This is a genomic window from Bradyrhizobium murdochi, from assembly GCF_000472965.1.
Taxonomy (GTDB): domain Bacteria; phylum Pseudomonadota; class Alphaproteobacteria; order Rhizobiales; family Xanthobacteraceae; genus Bradyrhizobium; species Bradyrhizobium murdochi.
In genome coordinates this window covers 1-20,739 of sequence record NZ_AXAU01000040.1, presented here as the reverse complement: position 1 = coordinate 20,739, position 20,739 = coordinate 1, and the positions used below count along the sequence as shown (strand labels likewise).

Annotated in this window: 21 protein-coding genes; 12 read left to right on the top strand and 9 right to left on the bottom strand. The window is 64.6% G+C overall.

What is annotated here, in order from left to right; genetic code table 11:
• Nucleotides 1-67 precede the first annotated feature (67 nt).
• The 5 genes from YUO_RS0136075 to YUO_RS0136055 form a co-directional block, all read right to left on the bottom strand.
• On the bottom strand, nt 68-913 hold the full coding sequence (locus YUO_RS0136075; protein WP_028351504.1) for a ChbG/HpnK family deacetylase: 846 nt from the start codon (nt 911-913) through the stop codon (nt 68-70).
• Complete coding sequence (locus tag YUO_RS0136070; protein ID WP_028351503.1) at nt 910-1,956, bottom strand: glycosyltransferase family 2 protein; 1,047 nt, start codon at nt 1,954-1,956, stop codon at nt 910-912. The genes YUO_RS0136075 and YUO_RS0136070 overlap by 4 nt, the downstream gene beginning before the upstream one ends.
• Before the next feature lie 76 nt (nt 1,957-2,032).
• Nucleotides 2,033-3,010 (bottom strand): ATP phosphoribosyltransferase, encoded by a 978-nt coding sequence (gene hisG / locus YUO_RS0136065; protein WP_028351502.1) that lies wholly within the window; start codon nt 3,008-3,010, stop codon nt 2,033-2,035.
• Nucleotides 3,007-4,173 (bottom strand): ATP phosphoribosyltransferase regulatory subunit, encoded by a 1,167-nt coding sequence (locus tag YUO_RS0136060; protein ID WP_028351501.1) that lies wholly within the window; start codon nt 4,171-4,173, stop codon nt 3,007-3,009. Before YUO_RS0136060 ends, hisG begins: the two co-directional genes overlap by 4 nt.
• A 414-nt stretch (nt 4,174-4,587) precedes the next feature.
• Nucleotides 4,588-5,337 carry a 16S rRNA (uracil(1498)-N(3))-methyltransferase gene (locus YUO_RS0136055; RefSeq protein ID WP_028351500.1) on the bottom strand — a complete coding sequence of 250 codons (750 nt, stop codon included), beginning with the start codon at nt 5,335-5,337 and terminating at the stop codon, nt 4,588-4,590.
• Between the two features lie 210 nt (nt 5,338-5,547).
• Here YUO_RS0136055 and YUO_RS0136050 point away from each other — a divergent pair, with 210 nt between their 5' ends.
• On the top strand, nt 5,548-6,201 hold the full coding sequence (locus YUO_RS0136050; RefSeq protein WP_028351499.1) for a hypothetical protein: 654 nt from the start codon (nt 5,548-5,550) through the stop codon (nt 6,199-6,201).
• Between the two features lie 10 nt (nt 6,202-6,211).
• Nucleotides 6,212-7,141 (top strand): 4-hydroxybenzoate octaprenyltransferase, encoded by a 930-nt coding sequence (gene ubiA, locus YUO_RS0136045; protein WP_028351498.1) that lies wholly within the window; start codon nt 6,212-6,214, stop codon nt 7,139-7,141.
• Between the two features lie 170 nt (nt 7,142-7,311).
• Here ubiA and YUO_RS0136040 read toward each other — a convergent pair whose 3' ends face one another.
• Nucleotides 7,312-7,839, bottom strand: coding sequence for a DUF6101 family protein (locus YUO_RS0136040; protein WP_028351497.1), 528 nt, complete (start codon nt 7,837-7,839; stop codon nt 7,312-7,314).
• 250 nt (nt 7,840-8,089) lie between these two features.
• On the opposite strand from YUO_RS0136040, the gene YUO_RS0136035 reads away from it, so the two are divergent.
• The 6 genes from YUO_RS0136035 to lpxK all read left to right on the top strand — a co-directional run bounded on the left by YUO_RS0136035 (nt 8,090) and on the right by lpxK (nt 13,626).
• On the top strand, nt 8,090-9,490 hold the full coding sequence (locus tag YUO_RS0136035) for a TldD/PmbA family protein (RefSeq protein WP_028351496.1): 1,401 nt from the start codon (nt 8,090-8,092) through the stop codon (nt 9,488-9,490).
• Nucleotides 9,477-10,286, top strand: a complete 810-nt coding sequence (locus tag YUO_RS0136030) for an inositol monophosphatase family protein (protein ID WP_028351495.1) — start codon at nt 9,477-9,479, stop codon at nt 10,284-10,286. The genes YUO_RS0136035 and YUO_RS0136030 overlap by 14 nt, the downstream gene beginning before the upstream one ends.
• Before the next feature lie 93 nt (nt 10,287-10,379).
• The gene (locus tag YUO_RS0136025) at nt 10,380-10,628 is read left to right on the top strand and encodes a DUF4170 domain-containing protein (protein WP_028351494.1); all 249 of its coding nucleotides are present in this window, start codon (nt 10,380-10,382) and stop codon (nt 10,626-10,628) included.
• Entirely contained in the window at nt 10,625-11,338 is a 714-nt protein-coding gene (locus YUO_RS0136020) for a lysophospholipid acyltransferase family protein (RefSeq protein WP_028351493.1), read from the top strand. Before YUO_RS0136025 ends, YUO_RS0136020 begins: the two co-directional genes overlap by 4 nt.
• Nucleotides 11,331-12,635, top strand: coding sequence for a 3-deoxy-D-manno-octulosonic acid transferase (locus YUO_RS0136015; protein WP_028351492.1), 1,305 nt, complete (start codon nt 11,331-11,333; stop codon nt 12,633-12,635). The genes YUO_RS0136020 and YUO_RS0136015 overlap by 8 nt, the downstream gene beginning before the upstream one ends.
• Nucleotides 12,628-13,626 (top strand): tetraacyldisaccharide 4'-kinase, encoded by a 999-nt coding sequence (gene lpxK / locus YUO_RS0136010; RefSeq protein ID WP_028351491.1) that lies wholly within the window; start codon nt 12,628-12,630, stop codon nt 13,624-13,626. The genes YUO_RS0136015 and lpxK overlap by 8 nt, the downstream gene beginning before the upstream one ends.
• A 17-nt stretch (nt 13,627-13,643) precedes the next feature.
• Here the strand turns inward: lpxK and YUO_RS0136005 are convergent, their stop codons facing one another.
• Nucleotides 13,644-13,871 carry a DUF2093 domain-containing protein gene (locus YUO_RS0136005; protein WP_028351490.1) on the bottom strand — a complete coding sequence of 76 codons (228 nt, stop codon included), beginning with the start codon at nt 13,869-13,871 and terminating at the stop codon, nt 13,644-13,646.
• Nucleotides 13,872-14,050: 179 nt separating this feature from the next.
• Here YUO_RS0136005 and YUO_RS0136000 point away from each other — a divergent pair, with 179 nt between their 5' ends.
• Entirely contained in the window at nt 14,051-14,881 is an 831-nt protein-coding gene (locus YUO_RS0136000) for a dienelactone hydrolase family protein (protein WP_028351489.1), read from the top strand.
• Here YUO_RS0136000 and xseA read toward each other — a convergent pair.
• Entirely contained in the window at nt 14,878-16,497 is a 1,620-nt protein-coding gene (gene xseA, locus YUO_RS0135995; RefSeq protein WP_028351488.1) for an exodeoxyribonuclease VII large subunit, read from the bottom strand. The genes YUO_RS0136000 and xseA overlap by 4 nt on opposite strands.
• Nucleotides 16,498-16,666: 169 nt before the next feature.
• On the opposite strand from xseA, the gene purD reads away from it, so the two are divergent.
• Nucleotides 16,667-17,947 carry a phosphoribosylamine--glycine ligase gene (gene purD / locus YUO_RS0135990; protein WP_028351487.1) on the top strand — a complete coding sequence of 427 codons (1,281 nt, stop codon included), beginning with the start codon at nt 16,667-16,669 and terminating at the stop codon, nt 17,945-17,947.
• A 112-nt stretch (nt 17,948-18,059) separates the two neighbouring features.
• Here purD and YUO_RS0135985 read toward each other — a convergent pair whose 3' ends face one another.
• Entirely contained in the window at nt 18,060-19,292 is a 1,233-nt protein-coding gene (locus tag YUO_RS0135985) for an acyl-CoA dehydrogenase family protein (protein WP_028351486.1), read from the bottom strand.
• 268 nt (nt 19,293-19,560) lie between these two features.
• On the opposite strand from YUO_RS0135985, the gene YUO_RS0135980 reads away from it, so the two are divergent.
• Together YUO_RS0135980 and YUO_RS43065 are read left to right on the top strand one after the other, a co-directional pair.
• Nucleotides 19,561-20,466, top strand: coding sequence for an alpha/beta fold hydrolase (locus YUO_RS0135980; protein ID WP_028351485.1), 906 nt, complete (start codon nt 19,561-19,563; stop codon nt 20,464-20,466).
• A gap of 80 nt (nt 20,467-20,546) precedes the next feature.
• A partial coding sequence (locus YUO_RS43065) for a hypothetical protein (protein ID WP_035728414.1) occupies nt 20,547-20,739 on the top strand: 193 nt, incomplete at its 3' end.

Genomic DNA, 20,739 nt, shown 5'->3' with positions numbered 1-20,739 from the left:
AAGTAGTGGGCGGCCGAATTAAATTTTGGTATGCGACAAAACGCCAAGCGGCTTTCGCAGATATCGGTCAACTCAATGTGACGTTATTCGCCGCCGGCAATGTCGGGAAGCGATCGCTTGCCAGAAATGCGTGTTCCGCCTCGCGCTGGGTGGTCAGGGGATCGAGGCCCTCGAGCGTTTCGTCGACAAAGCCGGGGTGGCACATCACGAGCCCGCCTTCCGGCAGCCCTTCGAGGAACTGTCCCATCAGCACGCTGAAATCGGGCTCTTTCGAAAAATCATAGGCGCCGGCGAAGGCGGGGTTGCACGGGATTTTCGCATGGGCGGCGCGCTTGCGAAATTGCGCGCTGAGAACGTCGAGCACCAAAGCCTTCGGCTCGCTGAGCAGTTGGCCCAACGGCTTGCGGCGTCCGCACTGGCGAACCCAGGCGCTCGGGGCCGCTTCCTTGACCGCGCGCAGAAAAGCGTCGCGCACTCCAGGGAAGAGTTGTGTGTGCTGATGGCCGTCGACGAAATCGGGCGCGCGGCCGAACAGGTCCTTGAAGGCTGCAAGCTGAGCTGCGAGTTCGTCTTCGATCATTTCGGAATCGAGCCGCCGCAGCAGGCCCGCGCGCAGCAGTTTCGGAAACGGCAGGAACAAGCCGCCGTCGACCGGCCTGAAGTGCATTGTCAGCGGACGAAACGGCGCAGTCAGCGTCGCATGCAGTCCGATCGCGCAGCGCGGGCTCGCCGCCGCAACCTCCTGCAACGCGGCGACTTCGGCGCGCCCGATCGCGGCGCCGACCACCATCACCGAGGTGGCATTGAGACGGCCGCGGCCGATCAAATCGCGGATGGCGCGGTTGACGCCTTCGGCCAGCCCGTAATCGTCGGCGCATAGCCAGATCCGGCGCGGCGGCGCGGCATCGTTCATTCGGCGGCGGTCCGTTCGCTGGCGCTCGCCGTCGCCTCGCCATCGGCACGCTTCTCGTTGTGCTCGGCGACGAAATAGATCGGACGCGCCTTCAGCTCGGAAAGGATCTTGCCGATATATTCGCCGACAATGCCGATCATGATGAGCTGCACGCCGCCGATCGTCATCATGCCGATCATCAGCGAGGGGTAGCCGGGGACCTGCTTGCCGGTGGTCCAGACCTCCCAGAGAATGGTGAGGCCGAACAGGAAGGCGCTGATGGCGAGCAGCACGCCGAGCAGGCTGGCAAAGCGCAGCGGCGCCACCGAGAACGACGTCAGTCCCTCGATCGACAGGCCGATCAACCGGCCCGGGCTGAACGTGGTAACGCCGTGCGCACGCGGCGCCGGCTCGTAATCGACGCGGATCTGGCGGAAGCCGATCCAGTTCGACAGTCCCTTGAAGAAGCGGTTGCGCTCTGGCAACTGCCGCAGCGCCGCCGCCGCGCGTGGCGACAGCAGGCGGAAATCGCCGGCGTCCTCGGGGATCTTCTGCCGCGCGCCCCAATTGATCAGCGCGTAGAAGCCACGCACGGCCTGGCGGCGCAGGAACGATTCATTGTCGCGATGCGCCTTCGCCGTATAGACGACGTCGTAGCCGTCATCGATCCAGTGCGCGACAAGCTTTTCGACCAGGCTCGGCGGATGCTGGCCGTCGCCGTCCATGAACAGGATAGCGCCGCGGCGGGCATGATCGAGCCCCGCCATCAGCGCTGCCTCCTTACCGAAATTGCGCGACAGCGAGACGACCTGTACGTCGAGTGCATCGGCGGCCAGCGAACGCGCGATCGCCAGCGTGTTGTCGGCGCTGCCATCGTCGACATAGACCACTTCGCAGGTGAGGCCGTAGCGCGCCTTCAGCGTCTTGACGAGGCCGATCAACCGCTCGTGCAGCAAAGCGAGTCCTGCCGCCTCGTTGTACAGCGGCACGACAATCGATAAGCCTTTCGCCGCCGCGCTGGCTGCGGTCGTCGTCAGGCGGGAAACGTCAGAGCCGAGCGTCATCGATCAGGTTCCAGATTATCCAAACCAAATATGTTATCCGCGAGATGCTGTCGCAACGATGAACGAAACGGCAGCCTTATTGCCGCAGGAACGTCTCGAGCCTGGCAAATAGCGGGTTTTCGCGGTCGAGCACATAGTCAAGCGAGGCAATCGAGACCGTGTCGGCGCCGTGCTCGCGCAGGAAACTGCCGAGCGCGTAAAGATGCATCGGTGGGCAGTGCAGCGTGAGCATGCCGGACGAGGTCGGCCCGCCGAACGGCGCCACCACACCAAAGCGGTTATGCGCCTCGTTAAGCAACGCCTCGTTGCAGCCGGCGAAACGGGTGCGCACCTCGCGATATTTGCTGGCCCGGGCTCGAGCGGCGATGTGATCGAGGATGACGCGCGCGGTCTCGCGGGCTTCAGCCGACCAATCGGCATCGCGGGAGGCCACGAGGTTGGCCTGGCTGCGCAGGATCACGCCGTCGTCGAGCACCTTCAGCCCGTTGGCGGCGAGCGTCGCGCCCGTCGTGGTGATGTCGACGATCATCTCGGCGGTGCCGACGGCAGGCGCGCCTTCGGTGGCGCCGGCGCTTTCGATGATGCGATAGTCGACCACGCCGTGAGCGGCGAAGAAGTTGCGCGTCAGGTTGATGTACTTGGTCGCGACCCGCATTCGCCGGTTATGCTGGGCGCGGAAGCCTGTCGTGACGTCGTCGAGATCGGCCATGGTACGGACGTCGATCCAGGCCTGCGGCACCGCGACCACGACATTGGCGCTACCGAAGCCGAGGCTGTCGATCAGCAGCACGCGCTTGTCGGCATCGGGAATGCTTTCGCGCAACAGATCTTCGCCGGTGACGCCGAGATGCACCATGCCGCGCGCGAGCTGGGAGGCGATTTCGCTCGCCGAGAGATAGGCGATCTCGACATTGTCGAGGCCTGTAATGGTGCCGCGATAGTCGCGCGCGCCGCGCGGCTTAGCCAGTGCAAGCCCCGCGCGTGTGAAAAACGCCTCGGCATTTTCCTGCAGGCGGCCCTTGGAGGGAACGGCGAGGACGAAGGGGGCGGTCATGCGGCGCTCCCTTGCGCGTTGGACTGGCCGAGCTGCGTCAGCGCCTCGATCCACACCGAGAAGCCGACCGCCGGGATCGGCGAGGCCGAGCCGAGTTGCGTCATCAGGCCATCGTAGCGCCCGCCCCCCACCAGCGGCTCGACGCCGTTGCCCTTGGCGTGCAGTTCGAATTCGAAGCCAGTGTAATAATCGAGCCCGCGCCCGAACGAGGTGGAGAAGCGAGTCAGCTTGGTGTCGATGCCGCGCGCGGCCATGAAGCCGACGCGGCTTTCGAGCTGGTCGATCGCCGCAGTCAGATCGAGCTTGGCATCGGATGCCAGCGCGCGCAGTTGCTTGACCGATTCATCGAGATCGCCCGCAATCGCCAGGAAGCGCTTGATGGTATCGAGCGTGTCGCGCGGCAGTGCACCGCCCTTCAGTGTCGATTGTTCGAGGAAACGGTCGGCGATTTCGTCGACAGTGCGTCCGCCGACATTGGTGGTGCCGGCGATCGACATCAGGTCAGTGACCAGCGCCAGCGCCGCCTTGCGGTCGGAGCCGGCGAGTGCCGCCAGCACGCCCTCATATTCGTTGCGGCCGGGCGCAGTCGCAAGCGTCAGCCGCTCGATGTCCTCGGCGAGGCTGACCTTGCGGTTGAAATCCTTGATCAGCCGCCGCCGCCACACCGGATAGAGATCGAGCGCGTCGATCAGCGCAGTAAACAGCGCGACGTCGCCGGTGCGGATTTCGACATCCTTCAATCCGAACGCCGAGGTCGCTCCCAGCGCCAGCGCCAGCATTTCGGCATCCGCCGCGGCGCGGTCCTGCCGGCCGAAGGATTCGATGCCGGCCTGCAAAAATTCGCTGGGCCGCCCCCCGCGATAGCGGAACACCGGCCCGAGATAGCTGAAGCCTGCCGGCTGGCCGGCGCGTCCGGAGGCGAGGTAGTCCCGCGCCACCGGAATGGTGAGGTCAGGGCGCAGGCAGAGTTCCTCGCCCGAGGCATCGGTCGTGAGATAAAGGCTCTTGCGGATGTCCTCGCCGGAGAGATCGAGGAACGGCTCTGCCGGCTGCAGGATGGCCGGGTGGGCCTGGACGTAGCCGCCCTGTGCAAACGACAATAGCAGCGCGTCCGCCCAGGCGGCGGACCCGGCAGCTCCTCTGACGGCAGCGGTCGCGGTCATTGTGCGTCCAATATCCGGAAAAATCCGGGTTCTAGGGTTCGTTTTGGGCTTTGCCGGGTTCCGGAGCCTCATTGGCGCAGGCCTTAGCACGGCCCGGGCGGCGTTTCGACAGGGATTGGCCAACTGAATTAATGGGGGGTGGCTTGGGCGAGCTAGGCGGGGCTCGGTAACGGGCTGGATGCGTGGTGAGCCCGCACCGAATGTGAGGTGAGCACGCTCTCCAGGCTCCCTCCCCCCTTGCGGGGGAGGGTTGGGGAGAAGGGTAAGCCGCGCACTCGAACGAAGGGGTCGGGCCGACCTGCACATTGCGCGCAGCACCCCAAGTTGAGCGCTTCGTGTCGCGCTCTCGTCTGGCAGCGGAGCAAGCGGCACCCCTCCGCAAGGGGGGAGGGAACCCGTCCGCCGGTGCGTCCCTCACCTATTCCGCCAATCACCCAGCGCCGCCTGCACCAGCGCCAGTGCGGCCACGGCTGCCGTATCGGCCCGCAGGATCCGCGGCCCCAACGACAGCCTGAGGATGCTTGGCTGGCGCAACAGGAGCTCACGCTCCTCTCCGGCAAATCCGCCCTCGGGGCCGATCACTACGTCGATGCCGGAGCCTGCGGCCTGCGCCGCTTGCAGCGCTTGCATGGGATCGGCGACGGCGCTGGCCTCGTCGCAGAACACCAGCAGGCGGCTGGCTTGGCGTTTATCGAGAAAGCGGTCGAGCGCGACCGGCTCGGCAACATGCGCAAGGCTCAGGATTCCGCATTGCTCGGCGGCCTCGATGACATTGGCGCGCATCCGCTCGCTGTTCACCCGCGAGACCTGGGTATGCCGCGTCAGCACCGGCTGCAGGCTTGAGGCACCCATCTCGACCGCCTTCTGCACCATGTAGTCGAGGCGCGCGTGTTTCAGCGGCGCAAAGACATAGGCGATGTCGGGCAGGCGGTCCTGCGGCCGCGTCTGCGCGACGATGCTCAAGCCGTCGGGCCGCTTGCGGCCCTCGATCGCTGCCTGCCATTCGCCGTCGCGGCCGTTGAACACCAGGATCGTCCCGCCGGCCGAGAGCCGCAGCACGTTGCCCAGATAATTGCTCTGGTTGCGCTCCAGCGCGATTCGTTCGCCCTTCCGCAAGGGGGCATCGACGAACAGGCGAGGGGCGTGAAAATCGAGCTCAGGCATCGGTAATCTTCCGTTTCGGCGCCGCTTTTAGCCTAAAGCGCTAGAATCCGGACGCTATTTTTTAACTTCCCGGGCACCCCTGCGCCGCGCTGCTGCCCCAATCAACGGGTTGTTAAGCGTCGGCAGGAATCGTAAAAAGTGCCCACCGCAAATTCGCTTCGTTTTCGAAGACGCTGGGGTTGCCTGGACCTAGCCGGAGATACAGCCTTGATGATCCGCCGCCTGATTGTGCCGCTGACCGCTGCCGTCGTGACCGTTCACGCGGGCCAAGCCTTCGCGCAAGGCGCGTTTCCGGCCCCCTTGCCGAACCAAAGCGCCGCGCCTGCGAATTCGCCGTTTCCGCCGGTGAATGGCGCAGCACCATCGGCCTCGGTGGGCGCTCCATCGCCGTTCCCGTCGCAGGGCGCTGCCCCGGTTTCCAGAGGATTCAGCGGCCCACCGCCACAGGGCAGCGGTTCGGCGGACGCCTGCATGCAGGGTTTCGTCCCGCTGCGCGAGGAAGCCGAGCGGCGGGGCAAGCTGATTAAGGCCGCGAGCGACCGCAAGGCGCCACCGGATGAGGCCTGCAAGCTGATCGGAAATTTCGGCAAGGCCGAATTGAAGATGATCGAGTATGTCCAGACCAACTCGGCCAAGTGCGGAATTCCGCCGCAGATCGCCGACCAACTCAAGAACGGCCACAAGAACACCGAGAAGATGCAGAAGCAGGTTTGCGGGGTGGCGGAACAGGCGCGGACGCAACGGCCGGCCGGCCCGAGCCTGAGCGAGGTGCTCGGCTCCTCCGCAGCGCTGCCCGAGGCGCAGACCGTCAGGAAGGGCGGCAGCACCTTCGATACGCTGAACGGCAACGTTCTCGCGCGATGACCGCGATCCGATGAGCGACGCGTCTACCCGCGTTGCCGATGCGACTGGCAACTGGGTCGATACGCGTGCGCCGGCCTGGTCGCGGCCTTACTTGCGGCTTTCCCGTTACGACCGTCCGATCGGCTCGTGGCTGTTGCTGATGCCGTGCTGGTGGGCGGCGGCGCTGGCCGCCGGCGTCGCGCGTGACATCTCGCAATTGCCGCTCGTGATCGTGCTGTTCTTCATCGGCGCCTTCGTGATGCGCGGTGCCGGCTGCGCCTGGAACGACATCACCGACCGCGATCTCGATGCCAGCGTCGAGCGCACACGGTCGCGGCCGCTGCCTGCGGGCCAGATCAGCGTGACGCAGGCGTTCGCGTTCCTGGTCCTGCAGGCGCTGATTGGGCTTGCGGTGCTCTTGCAGTTCAACCGCTTTGCGATCCTGACCGGCATAGCCTCGCTCGTCATCGTCGCGGTCTATCCCTTCATGAAGCGCATCACCTGGTGGCCGCAAGTCGTGCTGGGGCTGGCGTTCTCCTGGGGCGCACTGATGGGATTTGCGGTCACGCTTGGGCGGATCGATCTCACCGCGCTCGTGCTCTACGCCGGATCGATCAGTTGGGTGATCGGCTACGACACGATCTACGCCCATCAGGACACCGAGGACGACGCGCTGATCGGCATCAAGTCGACGGCGCGCCTGTTCGGTGCGCGCACCCATTTGGCGCTCTCGGTGCTTTATTCGCTCGCCGTGATCCTGATCGGCGTCGCGCTGGCGCTGGGCGGCGCGCGTTGGCCGGCCTGGATCGGGCTCGTGGCGTTTGCCGCGCATCTCGCCTGGCAGATCCGCACGCTCGACATAAGCAATCCCGCGCTGTGCCTGCGCCTGTTCAAGTCGAATCGCGATGCAGGGCTGTTGCTGTTTGCAGGACTGTTGATTGACGCGGTGATGCGCGCGTAGTTCGCAGATCTTGTAGGGTGGGCAAAGGAGCGCCAGCGACGTGCCCACCATCTATCACCGAGCACGCTTCGTGATGGTGAGCACGCTTTCGCTTTGCCCACCCTACGGGCTCGCGAACTGATTTGCCGCGTACGCCACAGTTGCCTGGCGAGAGTTCTGCTAAAGCAAACTCAATCCCGAGCGATGATCTCGCGCTCGTCGTGATGAACGGTCTCGGTGTTGCCGAGATTACCAAGCCGGCGGCGCACCAAAAATTTCGGGCGGCGGGCGCGGATGGCGTTGTGGCGACGACGGCGGGCGGCCGGTTCTCGGTTTTCATCTTCTGCCAATAGCGGCAGCGCGAAGATGTCGCTCCACATCTGCCAGGCGGAGGCGATCTCCTCGTCGTCGGAGCTCACGCACAAGGGAATGTTTAAGGACGGGTCGCGATGCGCCAGCACCAGCATCTGTGCGTCGTCGTCGAGACCACGCAGTGCGACGCCGAGAAAGTCGCTGACGCGGACGTTGATCGCCATCCGCATGCCCTTGACGGCACGGTGCAGCACGACGCGCTCGCGGTGAAGTTCGATCCTGCGCACGCCGCCGTCCGCACGGGTGTCGTGCGCATGGAAGCTGAGCGGCAGAGAAAGAGGGTCGAGCCGCAGTGAACGGCTCGACCCGGCGGGATTGATCCCGCTTATTGCTGTTTGACGCCTCACGGCTCTCATCTCCCCGCCGGGATTATGTTCCCGGTCGATACGCGAGACCTTAGCCGAGCGATTTCCGTTACGTCTTAAAAAGCCTGGTTAATCCAACGTCACCCGCCGTCATGATTGACGAGACCTTGCGGCGATGCCGAAAATGTTTGGTATTTGGCGTCGCAAAATGCTTGAAATCCCTGTGAATCAGGCACATCTCAGGGCCTTGCCGGCCGGCGTCCGAACCCCTTCAATGTCAGGGATTTTGTTTGTGAACTCTTCACCATCCACGGCTTCGCCGCTTTCGAAGGCCTCCGCTACTTCCGACCTGTTCGATCAATCGGCGCTCTCGACGCTGGCGCAGCGGCTGGTGGAGGCCGCCAAGCGTGCCGGCGCGGATGCCGCGGACGCGGTCGCGGTGCGCGGGGTTTCGCAAGGCGTCGAGGTGCGCGATGGCCGGGTCGAGGAATCCGAGCGTTCAGAAGGCGACGATGTCGGGCTGCGCGTGCTGGTCGGCCAGCGCCAGGCGGTGGTCTCGACCAACGATATTTCGGGCGACGGTGTCGCCAAGCTAGCCGAGCGGGCGGTCGCGATGGCTCGTGTCGCGCCCGACGACAAATATGTCGGCCTCGCCGATCCCGCGCTGCTGGCGCGCGAGTTCGCGGAGCTCGATTTGCTCGACCGCAATATTCCGACCACAAGCCAACTGGAGCGCCGCGCCTGCGAAGCGGAAGCTGCAGCGCTTGCGGTCAAGGGCGTGACCAAATCGGGCAGCGCGTCCGCCTCGAGCGGCATCGGCGGCATGGTGCTGGTGACCTCGACCGGCTTCCACGGCTCATATTTGCGCTCCAGCCACGGCATCTCGGTGACCGCGATCTCCGGCGAAGGCACCAGCATGGAGCGCGACTACGATTTCACCTCGGCCCCGCATGCGTCCGATCTCGATACTCCCGAAAGCGTCGGCCGCCGGGCAGGTGAGCGCACCGTGGCGCGCGCCAATCCGCGCAAGGTCGAGACCTGCAAGGTGCCGGTGGTGTACGATCCCCGGGCCTCGGGGTCGCTGGTCGGCCATCTCGTCGGCGCCATCAACGGTGCTTCGATCGCGCGCAAGACCAGCTTCCTCAAGGACAAGCTCGGCGAGCAGTTGTTTTCGAGGAACATCCGCATCATCGATGACCCCTTGCGCGTGCGCGGCCTGCGCTCGCAGACTTTTGACGCCGAAGGTGTCAAGGTGAAGAAGCTCGCGCTCATCGACGAGGGCGTGCTGACCACGTGGCTGCTGGACTGCGCGACCGCGCGCGAACTCGGGATGGTCACGACCGGACATGCCCATCGCGGCGTCTCTTCGTCGCCATCGCCGGGGTCGTATAATCTGCATCTCGAACCCGGTGCGATGACGCCGAAGGAACTGATCTCCGACATCAAGCAGGGCTTTTACGTCACCGACCTGATCGGCTCTGGCGTCAACGGCGTGACCGGCGATTACAGCCGCGGCGCCTCCGGCTTCTGGATCGAGAACGGCGAGATCACTTACCCCGTCAGCGAGGTGACGATCGCCGGCCATCTGCTGGCGATGTTCAAATCGCTCGTTCCTGCCAACGACCTGGAATTCCGCTACGGCGTCAACGCGCCGACGCTGCGCATCGAGGGCCTGACGCTTGGCGGACGCTGATACCGCCGACCGGATCTGGGCGCGCGATGCCGCGTTGCTGAAGGACACCGTGCGCGAAGCCGGCGCGCTGGCGCTGTCGCTGTTTCGCACCGAATTGAAGAACTGGACCAAGGGCGCTTCCTCGCCGGTTTCCGAGGCCGACATCGCCGTCAACGACCTCGTCGAGCGGCGGCTGCGCGCGGCGACGCCGGATTATGGCTGGCTGTCCGAGGAAAGCGTCGATGACGACACACGGCTCGGCAAGGAACTGGTCTGGATCGTCGATCCGATCGACGGCACCCGCGCCTATCTCGCGCATCGTGAAGACTGGTGCGTGAGCGTGGCGCTGGTTTCGGGTTCAACCCCGGTACTGGCCGCAGTGTTCGCGCCCGCCAGCGACGAATTCTTCTTCGCAATGCGCGGCAGGGGCACCATGCTGAACGAAAAGCGGGTCCGTGCATCCGCAGGAACGGAGCTTGATTTTTCCCGCATGGCCGGCCCAAAACCGCTGGTGCAGCGGTTGAGTTCGTCACCGGACAACATCACGCTGCATCCGCGAATCGGATCGCTGGCGCTGCGGCTGTGCCGGGTCGCCGATGGCAGTCTCGATGCTGCTTTTGCAGGCGGCCAAAGCCGCGATTGGGATCTTGCCGCGGCGAATTTGATCGTGCAGGAAGCAAATGGTAGAATGACTGCGCTCTCGGGGGATACGATTGAGTATAATCGTCGGGAGGTGGTGCACGGGGTGCTGGTGGCAGCGGGATACGATCGGCATGCGCGCATTGTCGAGCATTTCCGGGATCGTCGGCTGCCCTGAATCGGTCGAAATCCGTGCCACACATCATCCCGTTCATACCGCGATTCACATTATCGATCTTGCTCGCCGGGCACCTCGTTAGGAAAGACCATCATGCCAGATAGTGCCCCGCAGCAATTGCTGCATCTCGTCATCGGCGGCGAGTTGACTGATCTCGAACACGTCACGTTCAAGGACCTCGACCAGGTCGATATCGTCGGCGTGTATCCCAATTACGCATCCGCTTACGCGGCCTGGAAGGCGAAGGCGCAGCAGACCGTGGACAACGCCCATATGCGCTACTTCGTGGTTCACCTCCATCGGCTGCTCGATCCAGGTCAAGACACGAAGTCCTCCAGTTGAAACGCCTCCTTCGCGATTTGCTGCGCAGCGCCTGGGTTCAGCGCGCGCTGGGTGTGTTTGCGGCCGAATATTTGCGGCTGGTCTGGCTGACCAACCGCTTCAGCTACGACCCCGCCAACGTCTACGACATTGTCGAGCCGGAGATGCCGGCGATCTTCGCGTTCTGGCACGGCCAGCATTTCATGACGCCGTTCATCAAAACCAAGGAGATCCACCGCGCCAAGGTCCTGATTTCGCGGCATCGCGACGGCGAGTTCAACGCCATCGCCGCCGAGCGGCTCGGCATTGGAACCATCAGGGGCTCCGGCGACCATAGCGGCGCCTTCCACCGCAAGGGCGGCGTCGGCGCGTTCCGGGAGATGCTGCAGGCGCTGGAAGACAAATGGAACGTCGCTACCACTGCCGACGTGCCGAAGCGCGCGCGGGTCGTGGGGCTTGGCATAATCATGCTGGCGCGGGAGTCTGGACGGCCGATCATGCCCTTTGCGATGGCGACCAGCCGCTTTATCAGGTTGAAAAACTGGGACTCCAGCACCATCAATTTGCCATTCGGGCGCGGTGCCGTGGTAGGCATTGAGCATATATACGTGCCGCCGGACGCCGACGCCGAGACTATGGAAAAGCTGCGCCTTCAGGTAGAAGCTTTGCTGAACGAAGCGACTCGTCGCGCCTACGCCGCTGTCGGGCGCCCGGAGGCAGCTCTTGGCTGATGCACTGCCGATGACGTTGCGCGTTTACCGGAAACTGTCGTCCGTGATGGTTCCGTTGTCGCCTGCTGTCATCAACCAGCGGTTGAGGATGGGCAAGGAAGACCCGGCGCGAGTCGGCGAGCGCCGCGGCATGAGCGCCGATGTTCGCCCTGCGGGGCCTCTGGTGTGGATTCACGGCGCCAGCGTCGGCGAAGTGCTGGCGGCGGCTGCGCTGATCGAGCGGCTGCGGGCCCTGAACCTGCGCATCCTCCTGACGTCGGGCACGGTGACTTCGGCTGCGATCGTCGCCAAGCGGTTCCCGCCCGATGTCATTCATCAATACGTGCCGTACGACTCGCCGCGCTACGTCGCGCGATTCCTCGATCATTGGCGTCCGTCGCTGGCGCTGTTCATCGAATCCGACCTGTGGCCGAACCTGATCCTGTCGAGCGCTGCGCGGCGGCTGCCGATGGTGCTGATCAATGGACGGATGTCGCAGCGTTCGTTTCCGCGCTGGCGTCGTGTCGCCGGCACCATTTCGGCGCTGCTCGACAAGTTCGACATCTGCCTGGCGCAGTCGCAGACCGATGCGGATCGCTTTACGGCGCTGGGCAGCCGCAACGTCATGGTCACGGGAAATCTCAAGCTCGACGTTCCCGCGCCACCGGCTGACGCCAACAAGCTGGACATGCTGATGTCGATGACGCGTGGCCGCCCGGTGGTGGTCGCGGCTTCCACGCATCCCGGCGAAGAAGAAATCGTGACGGCGACCCACCGGACGCTCGCCGGATTCTTCCCGGGGCTGCTGACGGTGATCGTACCGCGCCACCCCGATCGCGGCGAGGCCATCGCGCACATGATCGCAGCTTCCGGCCTCAATCCGACCCTGCGCTCGCATGAGGATTTGCCCACGGCCACGACCGACATCTATGTCGCCGACACCATGGGCGAACTGGGATTGTTCTATCGGCTGGCGCCGATCGTATTCATGGGCGGATCGCTGGTCGAGCATGGCGGGCAGAATCCGATCGAGGCGATCAAGCTCGGCGCCTCGATCGTCCACGGCCCTCACGTCTTCAACTTCACCGATGTCTACGAAGCCCTCGATTCCGCGGGCGGCGCGCGGCTGGCCGATACGCAGGAAGCGCTGGTCAAGCAGTTCGGGCAGATGCTCGCCGATCCCAAGGCGCGCGAAGCCGTGCTCACCGCATCCGAGCGCGTGGTCGGTCAGCTCGGCGGCGCGCTGGAGCGGACGCTCTCTGCCCTTGAGCCGTATCTGCTGCAGTTGCGGATCGAGATGGGAACCGGCAATGCGTGAGCCGGGCTTCTGGCACGGCCCGTCCTCGCTCAACTCGCATCTGTTGAAACCGCTCGGCGCGCTCTATGGCGCCATCGCCGCACGGCGCCTGCAGCGCAAGGGATTGAATGCCGGCATTCCGGTGCTCTGCGTCGGCAATTACCACGTCGGCGGCGCCGGCAAGACGCCGACCGTGCTGGCGTTGGCGAAGCTCATGCGCGACCTCGGCGAGACGCCGGTCGTGCTCAGTCGCGGCTATGGCGGCGAACTGCGTGGGCCGGTCCGGGTCGATCCTGAGCGGCATGCGGCGGCCGATGTCGGCGACGAACCGCTGATGCTGGCAGGCCATCTGCCGGTCGTGGTGTCGCGCAAACGCGCCGAGGGCGTGCCGCTGGCGCGCTCGCAAGGCGCGACCGTGATCCTGATGGACGACGGTTTCCAGAATCCGTCGATCATCAAGGACGCATCCCTGATCGTGATCGACAGCGAACGCGGACTTGGCAACGGGAAGGTATTTCCCGCCGGTCCGCTGCGCGCACCGCTGCGGCCGCAACTGGCCCGCACCGACGCCCTGATCATTGTCGGCGACGGCACCGCTGCCGAGCCGGTGGCCGCCGAGATTGCCGCACAGGACAAGCCGGTACTGCGCGCGCATCTGAAGCCGGATGACGCGCCGGTCGCCGCGCTTCGCGGCAAGCGCGTGCTGGCATTTGCCGGCATCGGCGATCCCGTGCGATTCTTCAACACGCTGCGCTTAAGCGGCATCGATGTCGTCAGGCAGCAGGCCTTCGCCGATCATCATCCGTATTCACAGAGCGAGATCGAAGGCTTGATTACCGAGGCTCGGCGCGACGGGCTGACATTGGTGACGACGGAAAAGGACCTGGCGCGGCTGCGCGATCGGCAGCACATCGTGCCGTTCGCGGTAACGCTAGAGTTCGACGATCCTGCGCGCCTGCGAAAATTCGTCGCCGACCGGCTATTCAAGGCGCGCGAGAGGAAAGAATCGTAGGGTGGGCAAAACCGCGCTCAGCCCTGCGTCTTCAGCGCGCCGGGAAAGTGTCGCTGCAGCACGGCGCCCGGAACCGAATAGGCCTCCTGCAGATCGACGCTCCAGTACTTTAATTCGTCGAGCGGAATCCGCACGTCGGTGATGGCGCAGCGCACATAGGTCCCCGGCGAGATCACGCGGAAATCGCCGTCCAGATATTGCACCTGCGCTTCGCCATGGCCCGAGGGGCCGAATTTATTGAGCACCGTCAAACTCTCCGATAGGCCGGCCCGCGGGCTGGCCTTAAGTGTATTTTCCGGATTCGATCTATCATAAATAGGTCGTACTGTCCGCCCCGCAAACTGACCTACTTGTGATGGTTTTGCGCCCACCTGCATGATAGCGTGAATTTGCCCGCAGCGTCATACCGATCCGACAGAGACCGATGCGCCTGTTGTCAGCAACGCTATTCCTGACGCTCCTTGCTGCGGCCTCCACGGCCGGTGCCGCGCCGTTGCCGGCCCCGAGCCAGGTCGATATCCCGGCGACCGGTCTGACCCTGCACGCGCAGCTCTATAAGCCTGATGGTGACGGCCCATTTCCCACGGTAATCGCGCTGCATGGCTGCGGCGGATTGAGCGGGCAATCCGAGCCGGTGCTGCCGCGCTACCGTGACTGGGCGGAACAGTTCGTGAAGTCCGGCCATGCCGTGCTGTTGCCGGACAGTTACGGTTCGCGCGAGCTCGATCCGCAATGCCGCGTCAAGGAGCGCCCCGTGGCCCGCCGCGAGCGGGTGGCCGATATCAACGCGTCGCGGCAATGGCTGTTGCAGCAGCCCTGGGTCGCGCGTGACCGGATCAGCCTGATCGGATGGGCCAACGGCGCCAGCGCGGTGCTATGGGCGGTACGCCCGCAATCATCTTCGCGCGGGACTAAACCGGATTTCCGCTCGGCGATCGCGTTCTATCCCGACTGCCGGATCTCCTCCGGCCTCGGTTGGAGCACGCGGGTGCCGACGCTGCTGTTGATTGGCGCGAAGGACGACATCAGTTCGCCGTCGGCCTGCCGTCAGATGGTGGAGGGTGCCCGCGGCCGCAGCGCGCTGGCGCGAATCGTGGTCTATCCAGGAGCGGCTCACGATTTCGACCGCGCCAACCTTCCGCTGCGAGCGATCGCGGGCGCCGACGCGGCATTGCCCGAACACGGCCATATCGGCACCGACGCGGATGCGCGAAAGGATGCGCAAGCGCGCGTCGCCGAGTGGCTGGCGCGCTAAAACAGGCTTCCCTGATCGACCGGCTTTGGCACGCGCTTCGGCGCTGCCGGCTTGGCCTCGCGCGGGGCTGGCTTGGCAGGGCTCGCGGGGGCAGTCGTCGCGGCCGGCCGGTCCGAATCCGCGGTGACGCCCACGCGGCCGTCGGCGAATTCGACTGAGAGGCGCGCGCTCGGTCCGACCGTGGCGGCGGCATGGACGGCGTGGCCGTGCTCGTCGCGCACCAGGGCAAAGCCGCGGGCGAGCACGCCGCGATAGGACAGCGCCGACAATAATTGCCCGCTATGGGCGACCCGGGCGTCGAGCCGCTGCATCGTGGTCTCAAGCGCGCGGCGGGCGCGCTCGGCCAGCCGTTGCGTCCGTTCGCAGTTGCGCGCAATGGCGTTGCGCTGCGCCTGGGCGTTGGAGAGTTTTGATGCCTTGAGCCTGACCTCCAGCCCGGCAAAACGGTCGCGCCGGTTGCGCAGCAGGGCGCGGGCGGACAGCCTGATCCGCTCGCCCGACACCGTGAGACGATGGCTGGCCTGCGCGACCTGTCCACGCAACACCTTCAGCGTCAGGCCGGCGCTGAGATGCGAAAAACGGCGATGATGGGCGTGCGTATTGGCCTTCAATGCGCGGGGCAGGGCGGCGCCGAGGTGATCCAGCCGCTGCCTGGGGATCGCGAGCAGTTCGCTCAAGCTCGGCAGCGCGCGGGCGGCGGCGCGCAATTCGTTGCGGCGGCTCTCCTGGCCGCGCTGCCAGCACACCATCGTGCGGCGCGCAAGGCTTTCCACCTCGGCAAACAATTCGCTGCGCACGGGAACGGCCATTTCGGCCGCCGCCGTCGGCGTCGGCGCGCGCTTGTCGGCGGCGAAATCGATCAGCGTGATGTCGGTCTCGTGGCCGACGGCCGAGATCAGCGGGATCACGCTGTCGGCGGCGGCGCGAACCACGATCTCCTCGTTGAACGACCACAAATCCTCCAACGAGCCGCCGCCGCGCGCGACGATCAGGAGATCGGGCCGCGGGATTCGTCCCGTCTCGGGCAGCGAATTGAAGCCGCGGATGGCCGCTGCAACCTGCTCGGCGGAGCCTTCGCCCTGCACCTTCACCGGCCACACCAGCACGCGGCGGGGAAAACGGTCCTGCAGCCGGTGCAGGATGTCTCTGATGACCGCGCCCGTCGGCGAGGTGACGACCCCGATCACTTCCGGCAGCCACGGCAGCAATTGCTTGCGCGCCTCGTCGAACAGACCCTCGGCGGCGAGCTTCCGCTTGCGCTCCTCCATCAGCGCCATCAGCGCGCCGATGCCGGCAGGCTCCAGCGACTCGATGACGATCTGGTATTTCGAGGAGTTCGGATAGGTGGTGAGCTTGCCGGTGGCGATGACCTCGAGCCCTTCCTGCGGCTTGAAGCGCATCCGGGCATGGGCGAACTTCCAGATCACCGCCTCGATCTTGGCGCTCTCGTCCTTCAGCGCGAAATAGCAGTGGCCGGAGGAGTGCGGCCCGCGGAAGCCGGAGATTTCGCCGCGCACGCGGACATGGCCAAAGCGGTCCTCGACCGTCCGCTTTAGCGCGGAGGAGAGTTCCGAGACGGTGAATTCGGGCGCGTTAATCAGGTTATCTGCTGGCATATCAGGGCGTAGAATCGGCCTTTTCCGGCGCTTCCGCAAGGTGCCGAGATCATGTTGGGGGAGCCAGGGCACATATCCACACGGAAATGGACACGTTGTTGCGGCGGGCTCCTGCCGTGCTAAACCGTCGCGCAATGGCCGGCAACCCCTCCACTTGGCTGCACTACGAATGAACATTCTCCTGCTCGGTTCCGGCGGCCGCGAACACGCTCTGGCGTGGAAAATCGCCGCCTCCCCGCTGCTGACCAAATTGTGGTGCGCGCCGGGCAATGCCGGCATCGCGCGCGAAGCTGAATGCGTCGCGCTCGACGTGGCGAATCATGGCGCGGTAATCGAGTTCTGCAAAAGCAACGCCGTCGATCTCGTCGTGGTCGGCCCGGAAACGCCGCTTGCCGCCGGGATCGTCGACGATCTCGCGAAAGCCGGCATCAAGGCGTTCGGTCCCAGCAAGCAGGCGGCGCAACTCGAGGGCTCAAAGGGATTTACGAAGGACCTGTGCCGCGAATTCGATATTCCGACTGGTGCCTATGGCCGCTTCACTACCGCCGATGATGCGCTGGCCTATGTGCGCATGCAGGGTGCGCCGATCGTGGTCAAGGCCGATGGGCTGGCCGCCGGCAAGGGCGTCGTGGTGGCCAAAACCTTGGCCGAAGCCGAAGCCGCCATCGCCATGATGTTCGAGGGCGCGTTCGGTGCGGCGGGAGCGGAAGTCGTGATCGAGGAATTCCTCGCCGGCCGCGAGATCAGCTTCTTTGCGCTATGCGACGGCGACACCGCGATCCCGCTCGCCTCGGCGCAAGACCACAAGCGCGTGTTCGATCACGACGAGGGGCCGAACACCGGCGGCATGGGCGCCTATTCGCCGACGCCATTCGTGACGGCTGAAATTCACGACCAGATCATGGCACGGATCATCCTGCCGACCGTCGCGGGCATGAAGAAGCGCGGCACGCCGTTTCGCGGCGTGCTCTATGCCGGCGTCATGCTGACGGAGCAGGGGCCAAAGCTGTTCGAATACAATGTCCGCTTCGGCGATCCCGAGTGCCAGGTGCTGATGCTGCGGATGATGTCCGACATCGTGCCGGCGTTTCTGGCGGCCTGCGATGGCGAACTGAAGCATTTCGACCTGCGTTGGTATCCGGAGCCAGCGCTGACCGTGGTGATGGCAGCGAAGGGCTATCCCGGCGACTACAACAAGGGCACCCGTATCGATGGGCTCGATGACGCGGCCAGCGTGGAGGGCGTCGAGATCTTTCATGCAGGGACGGCGGCGAAGGATGGCGGCATCGTCGCCAATGGCGGTCGTGTGCTGAACGTCTGTGCGATGGGCAAGACCGTGCTGGAGGCACAGCAGCGCGCCTATCAGGCTGTCGATCGCATCCGATGGCCTGACGGCTTCTGCCGCCGCGATATCGCCTGGCAGGCGGTGGAGGCGGAGCGGCGCCGTTGAGTCCTGTAGGGTGGGCAAAGCGAAGCGTGCCCACCATCTGCGATCGCGGTCTGTAATGGTGGGCACGGCGCGTCGCGCCTTTGCCCACCCTACTCGCTGCAGACGACGCGGCCTACAACAAATCCCCGCCCGCGGCACTCGCTGTGGTGCCGTGCTCGCGGAACGCCTTGATGACGTTCTTGCCGATCTTCCACTTGTGCACCTCGTCCGGACCGTCGACCAGCCGCTGCGAGCGCACCTGGGTGTACCACTTCGCCAGCGGCGTATCCTGGCTGAAGCCGAGCGCGCCATGGAGCTGGATCGCGGTGTCGATCACCTTGTGCACCATATGCGCGTGGAAGATTTTTGCGATCGAGTTCTCCTGCCGGATATCTAGGCCCTTTTCCGCCTTGTAGGCGATGTGCAGCAGCATCAGGCGGCCGATATAGAGTTCGCTGGCGCAATCGGCGAGCATGAACTGCACGGCCTGCCGGTCGGCGAGCAATTTGCCGAAGGTCGAGCGCTTGGTGACATGGGCGACCGCCATGTCGAGCGCGCGTTGCGCCTTGGCGACGTTGTGCATGCCGTGCCGCAGGCGTCCATAGGCGAGGCGGTGCTGGCCCATTGCAAAACCGTTGCCTTCGCCGCCGAGCAGATTGTCGGCCGGCACCTTCAAATCCCTAATCTCGATCTCGGAGTGGCCGCCGTGGAGCACGTCGTCATGCGGGCCCTCGATTGCCATGTTGGCGACGTTGCGCTTGATCTTGTAGCCGGGGTTCGGCAGCTCGACGATGAAGGTGGAATACTGCTTGTGCCGTGGCGCGTTCGGATCGGTCTTGGCCATCACCAGCGCCATGTCGGCGACGCTGGCGGAGGAGGAAAACCATTTTTCGCCGTTCAGGATGTAGTTCTCGTTGCCGTCCTTCACTGCCGTGGTCTGCATGCCGGTGGCGTCGGCGCCGGCGGCCTTCTCCGTCATCGAGAAGCAGATGCGCTTGTCGCCGTTGAGCAGGGGTTTAAGGAACTTCTCCTTCTGATATTCCGTGCCGTGGGCCAGGATCGTCATCATCGAGGCGTCGTCGGGCCCTTGCGTGTTCATCGACAGCGCGCCCAGCATGCTCTCGCCGAGCTCCATCTGGACCAGCGCGTTGGCGAGCGGGCCGAGCCCCATGCCGCCATATTCCTTCGGCACCCACGGGCACCACAGGCCGCGCGCGCGGGCCTTGGCGCGGAGCGGGCCGAGCACCTCGGCGAGCGGCTTGGTATCCAGTTCCTTCTCTGCCGGAATACATTCCTCATGCACCCATTTGCGAACCTTCTCGCGGATCGCCTTGGCTTCAGCCGGAATTTCGAAATCGATCGACATCGCTGGTTTCCTCGCGTCTTGTTGTTGTTGGTCGGTCTTGAGGAGTGGCATAAACCTGCGGTCTGCCAGCGGCAACGGCAAACAAAGTTTGAAGCAAGCCAAGGCTGTCATACTCCGCGCATGCGGGGTATCCAGTACGCCGAGGCGCCTGTTGTTGAAGCAGAGGCTGGTGTTTACTGGATCATCCGCCGGAGCCTGTCATCGGGCGCGCATTCGCGCGACGCGTTGGCAGATGATGACAGGTAGCGGATGACGAGAGAGTATGAAGATGCCCGATCTTGCCGACCTGTTTCCCGGATATGTATCCAAATGGATCAACACCTCATCGGGCCGCATCTTTGCCCGTGTCGGCGGCAACGGCCCGCCGCTTCTGCTGCTGCATGGCTTTTCGTCGACACATGTGATGTGGCACCAAGTCGCGCCGCAGCTCGCGGACCAGTTCACGCTGATCATCGCCGACCTGCCGGGCTACGGCTGGTCGGACATGCCCCGCAGCGATGAGAACCATACGCCCTACACCAAGCGCGCGATGGTGCAGGCGATGGTGGAGGCGATGGAGCAGCTCGGCCACGTGCATTTCGCACTCGCCGGACACGACCGCGGCGGCCGCGTGTCATACCGGCTGGCGCTCGATCATCCCGGCCGGCTGTCGAAGCTCGCGGTGCTCGATATCGCGCCGACCTATGACTATTGGGAGAAGTTGAACCGGCTTTCGGCGCTGAAGATCTACCACTGGGCGTTTCTGGCGCAGCCCTATCCGCTGCCGGAAACGCTGATCGCCAACAATGGAGAATTCTTCCTCAAGTACAAGATGGCGAGCCAGACCAAATCGAAGACGCTCGACGCGATCGATCCGCGCGCGCTGGAACATTATCTCGCGCCATTCCGCGACCCCGCCCGCGTGCATGCGATGTGCGAGGACTACCGTGCCGGTGCCTATGCCGACTACGAAATCGACAAGGCCGATTTCGACGCCGGAAAGAAGATCACGATTCCAATGCTGGCGCTGTGGGGCGATGCCGGCGTCGCGCCTGCTGCAACGACGCCGCTCGATGCGTGGAAGAAATGGGCGATGAACGTGGAGGGGGCGCCGGTGGACTCGGGGCATTTTCTGGCGGAAGAGAATCCGGACGTGACAGCGAAATTGCTGCGGGAGTTTTTCCTGGCGCCTTGAGTTGGCGCGAATCCCTCCACGTCATTGCTGTGCAAGTTCACTAATTCGCTGATTGGATCGCTCCTCTGGAGGACGATCCGATGCGCGATAATAGCTATGACCGGACGATTGAACGCAATTACCTGCAGAAGTGGCGGTTTTTGATCCCGGAATATGAGGCGGTCAAGGCGGGTCGTTCGGCGGTGTTCAAGAGTGTTGGGGATTTCTACCGCCACCACGGAACCTGTTCGCAGACCTTCCGCAAGTATTACAACCGCTATCTGCAGAGCGGCG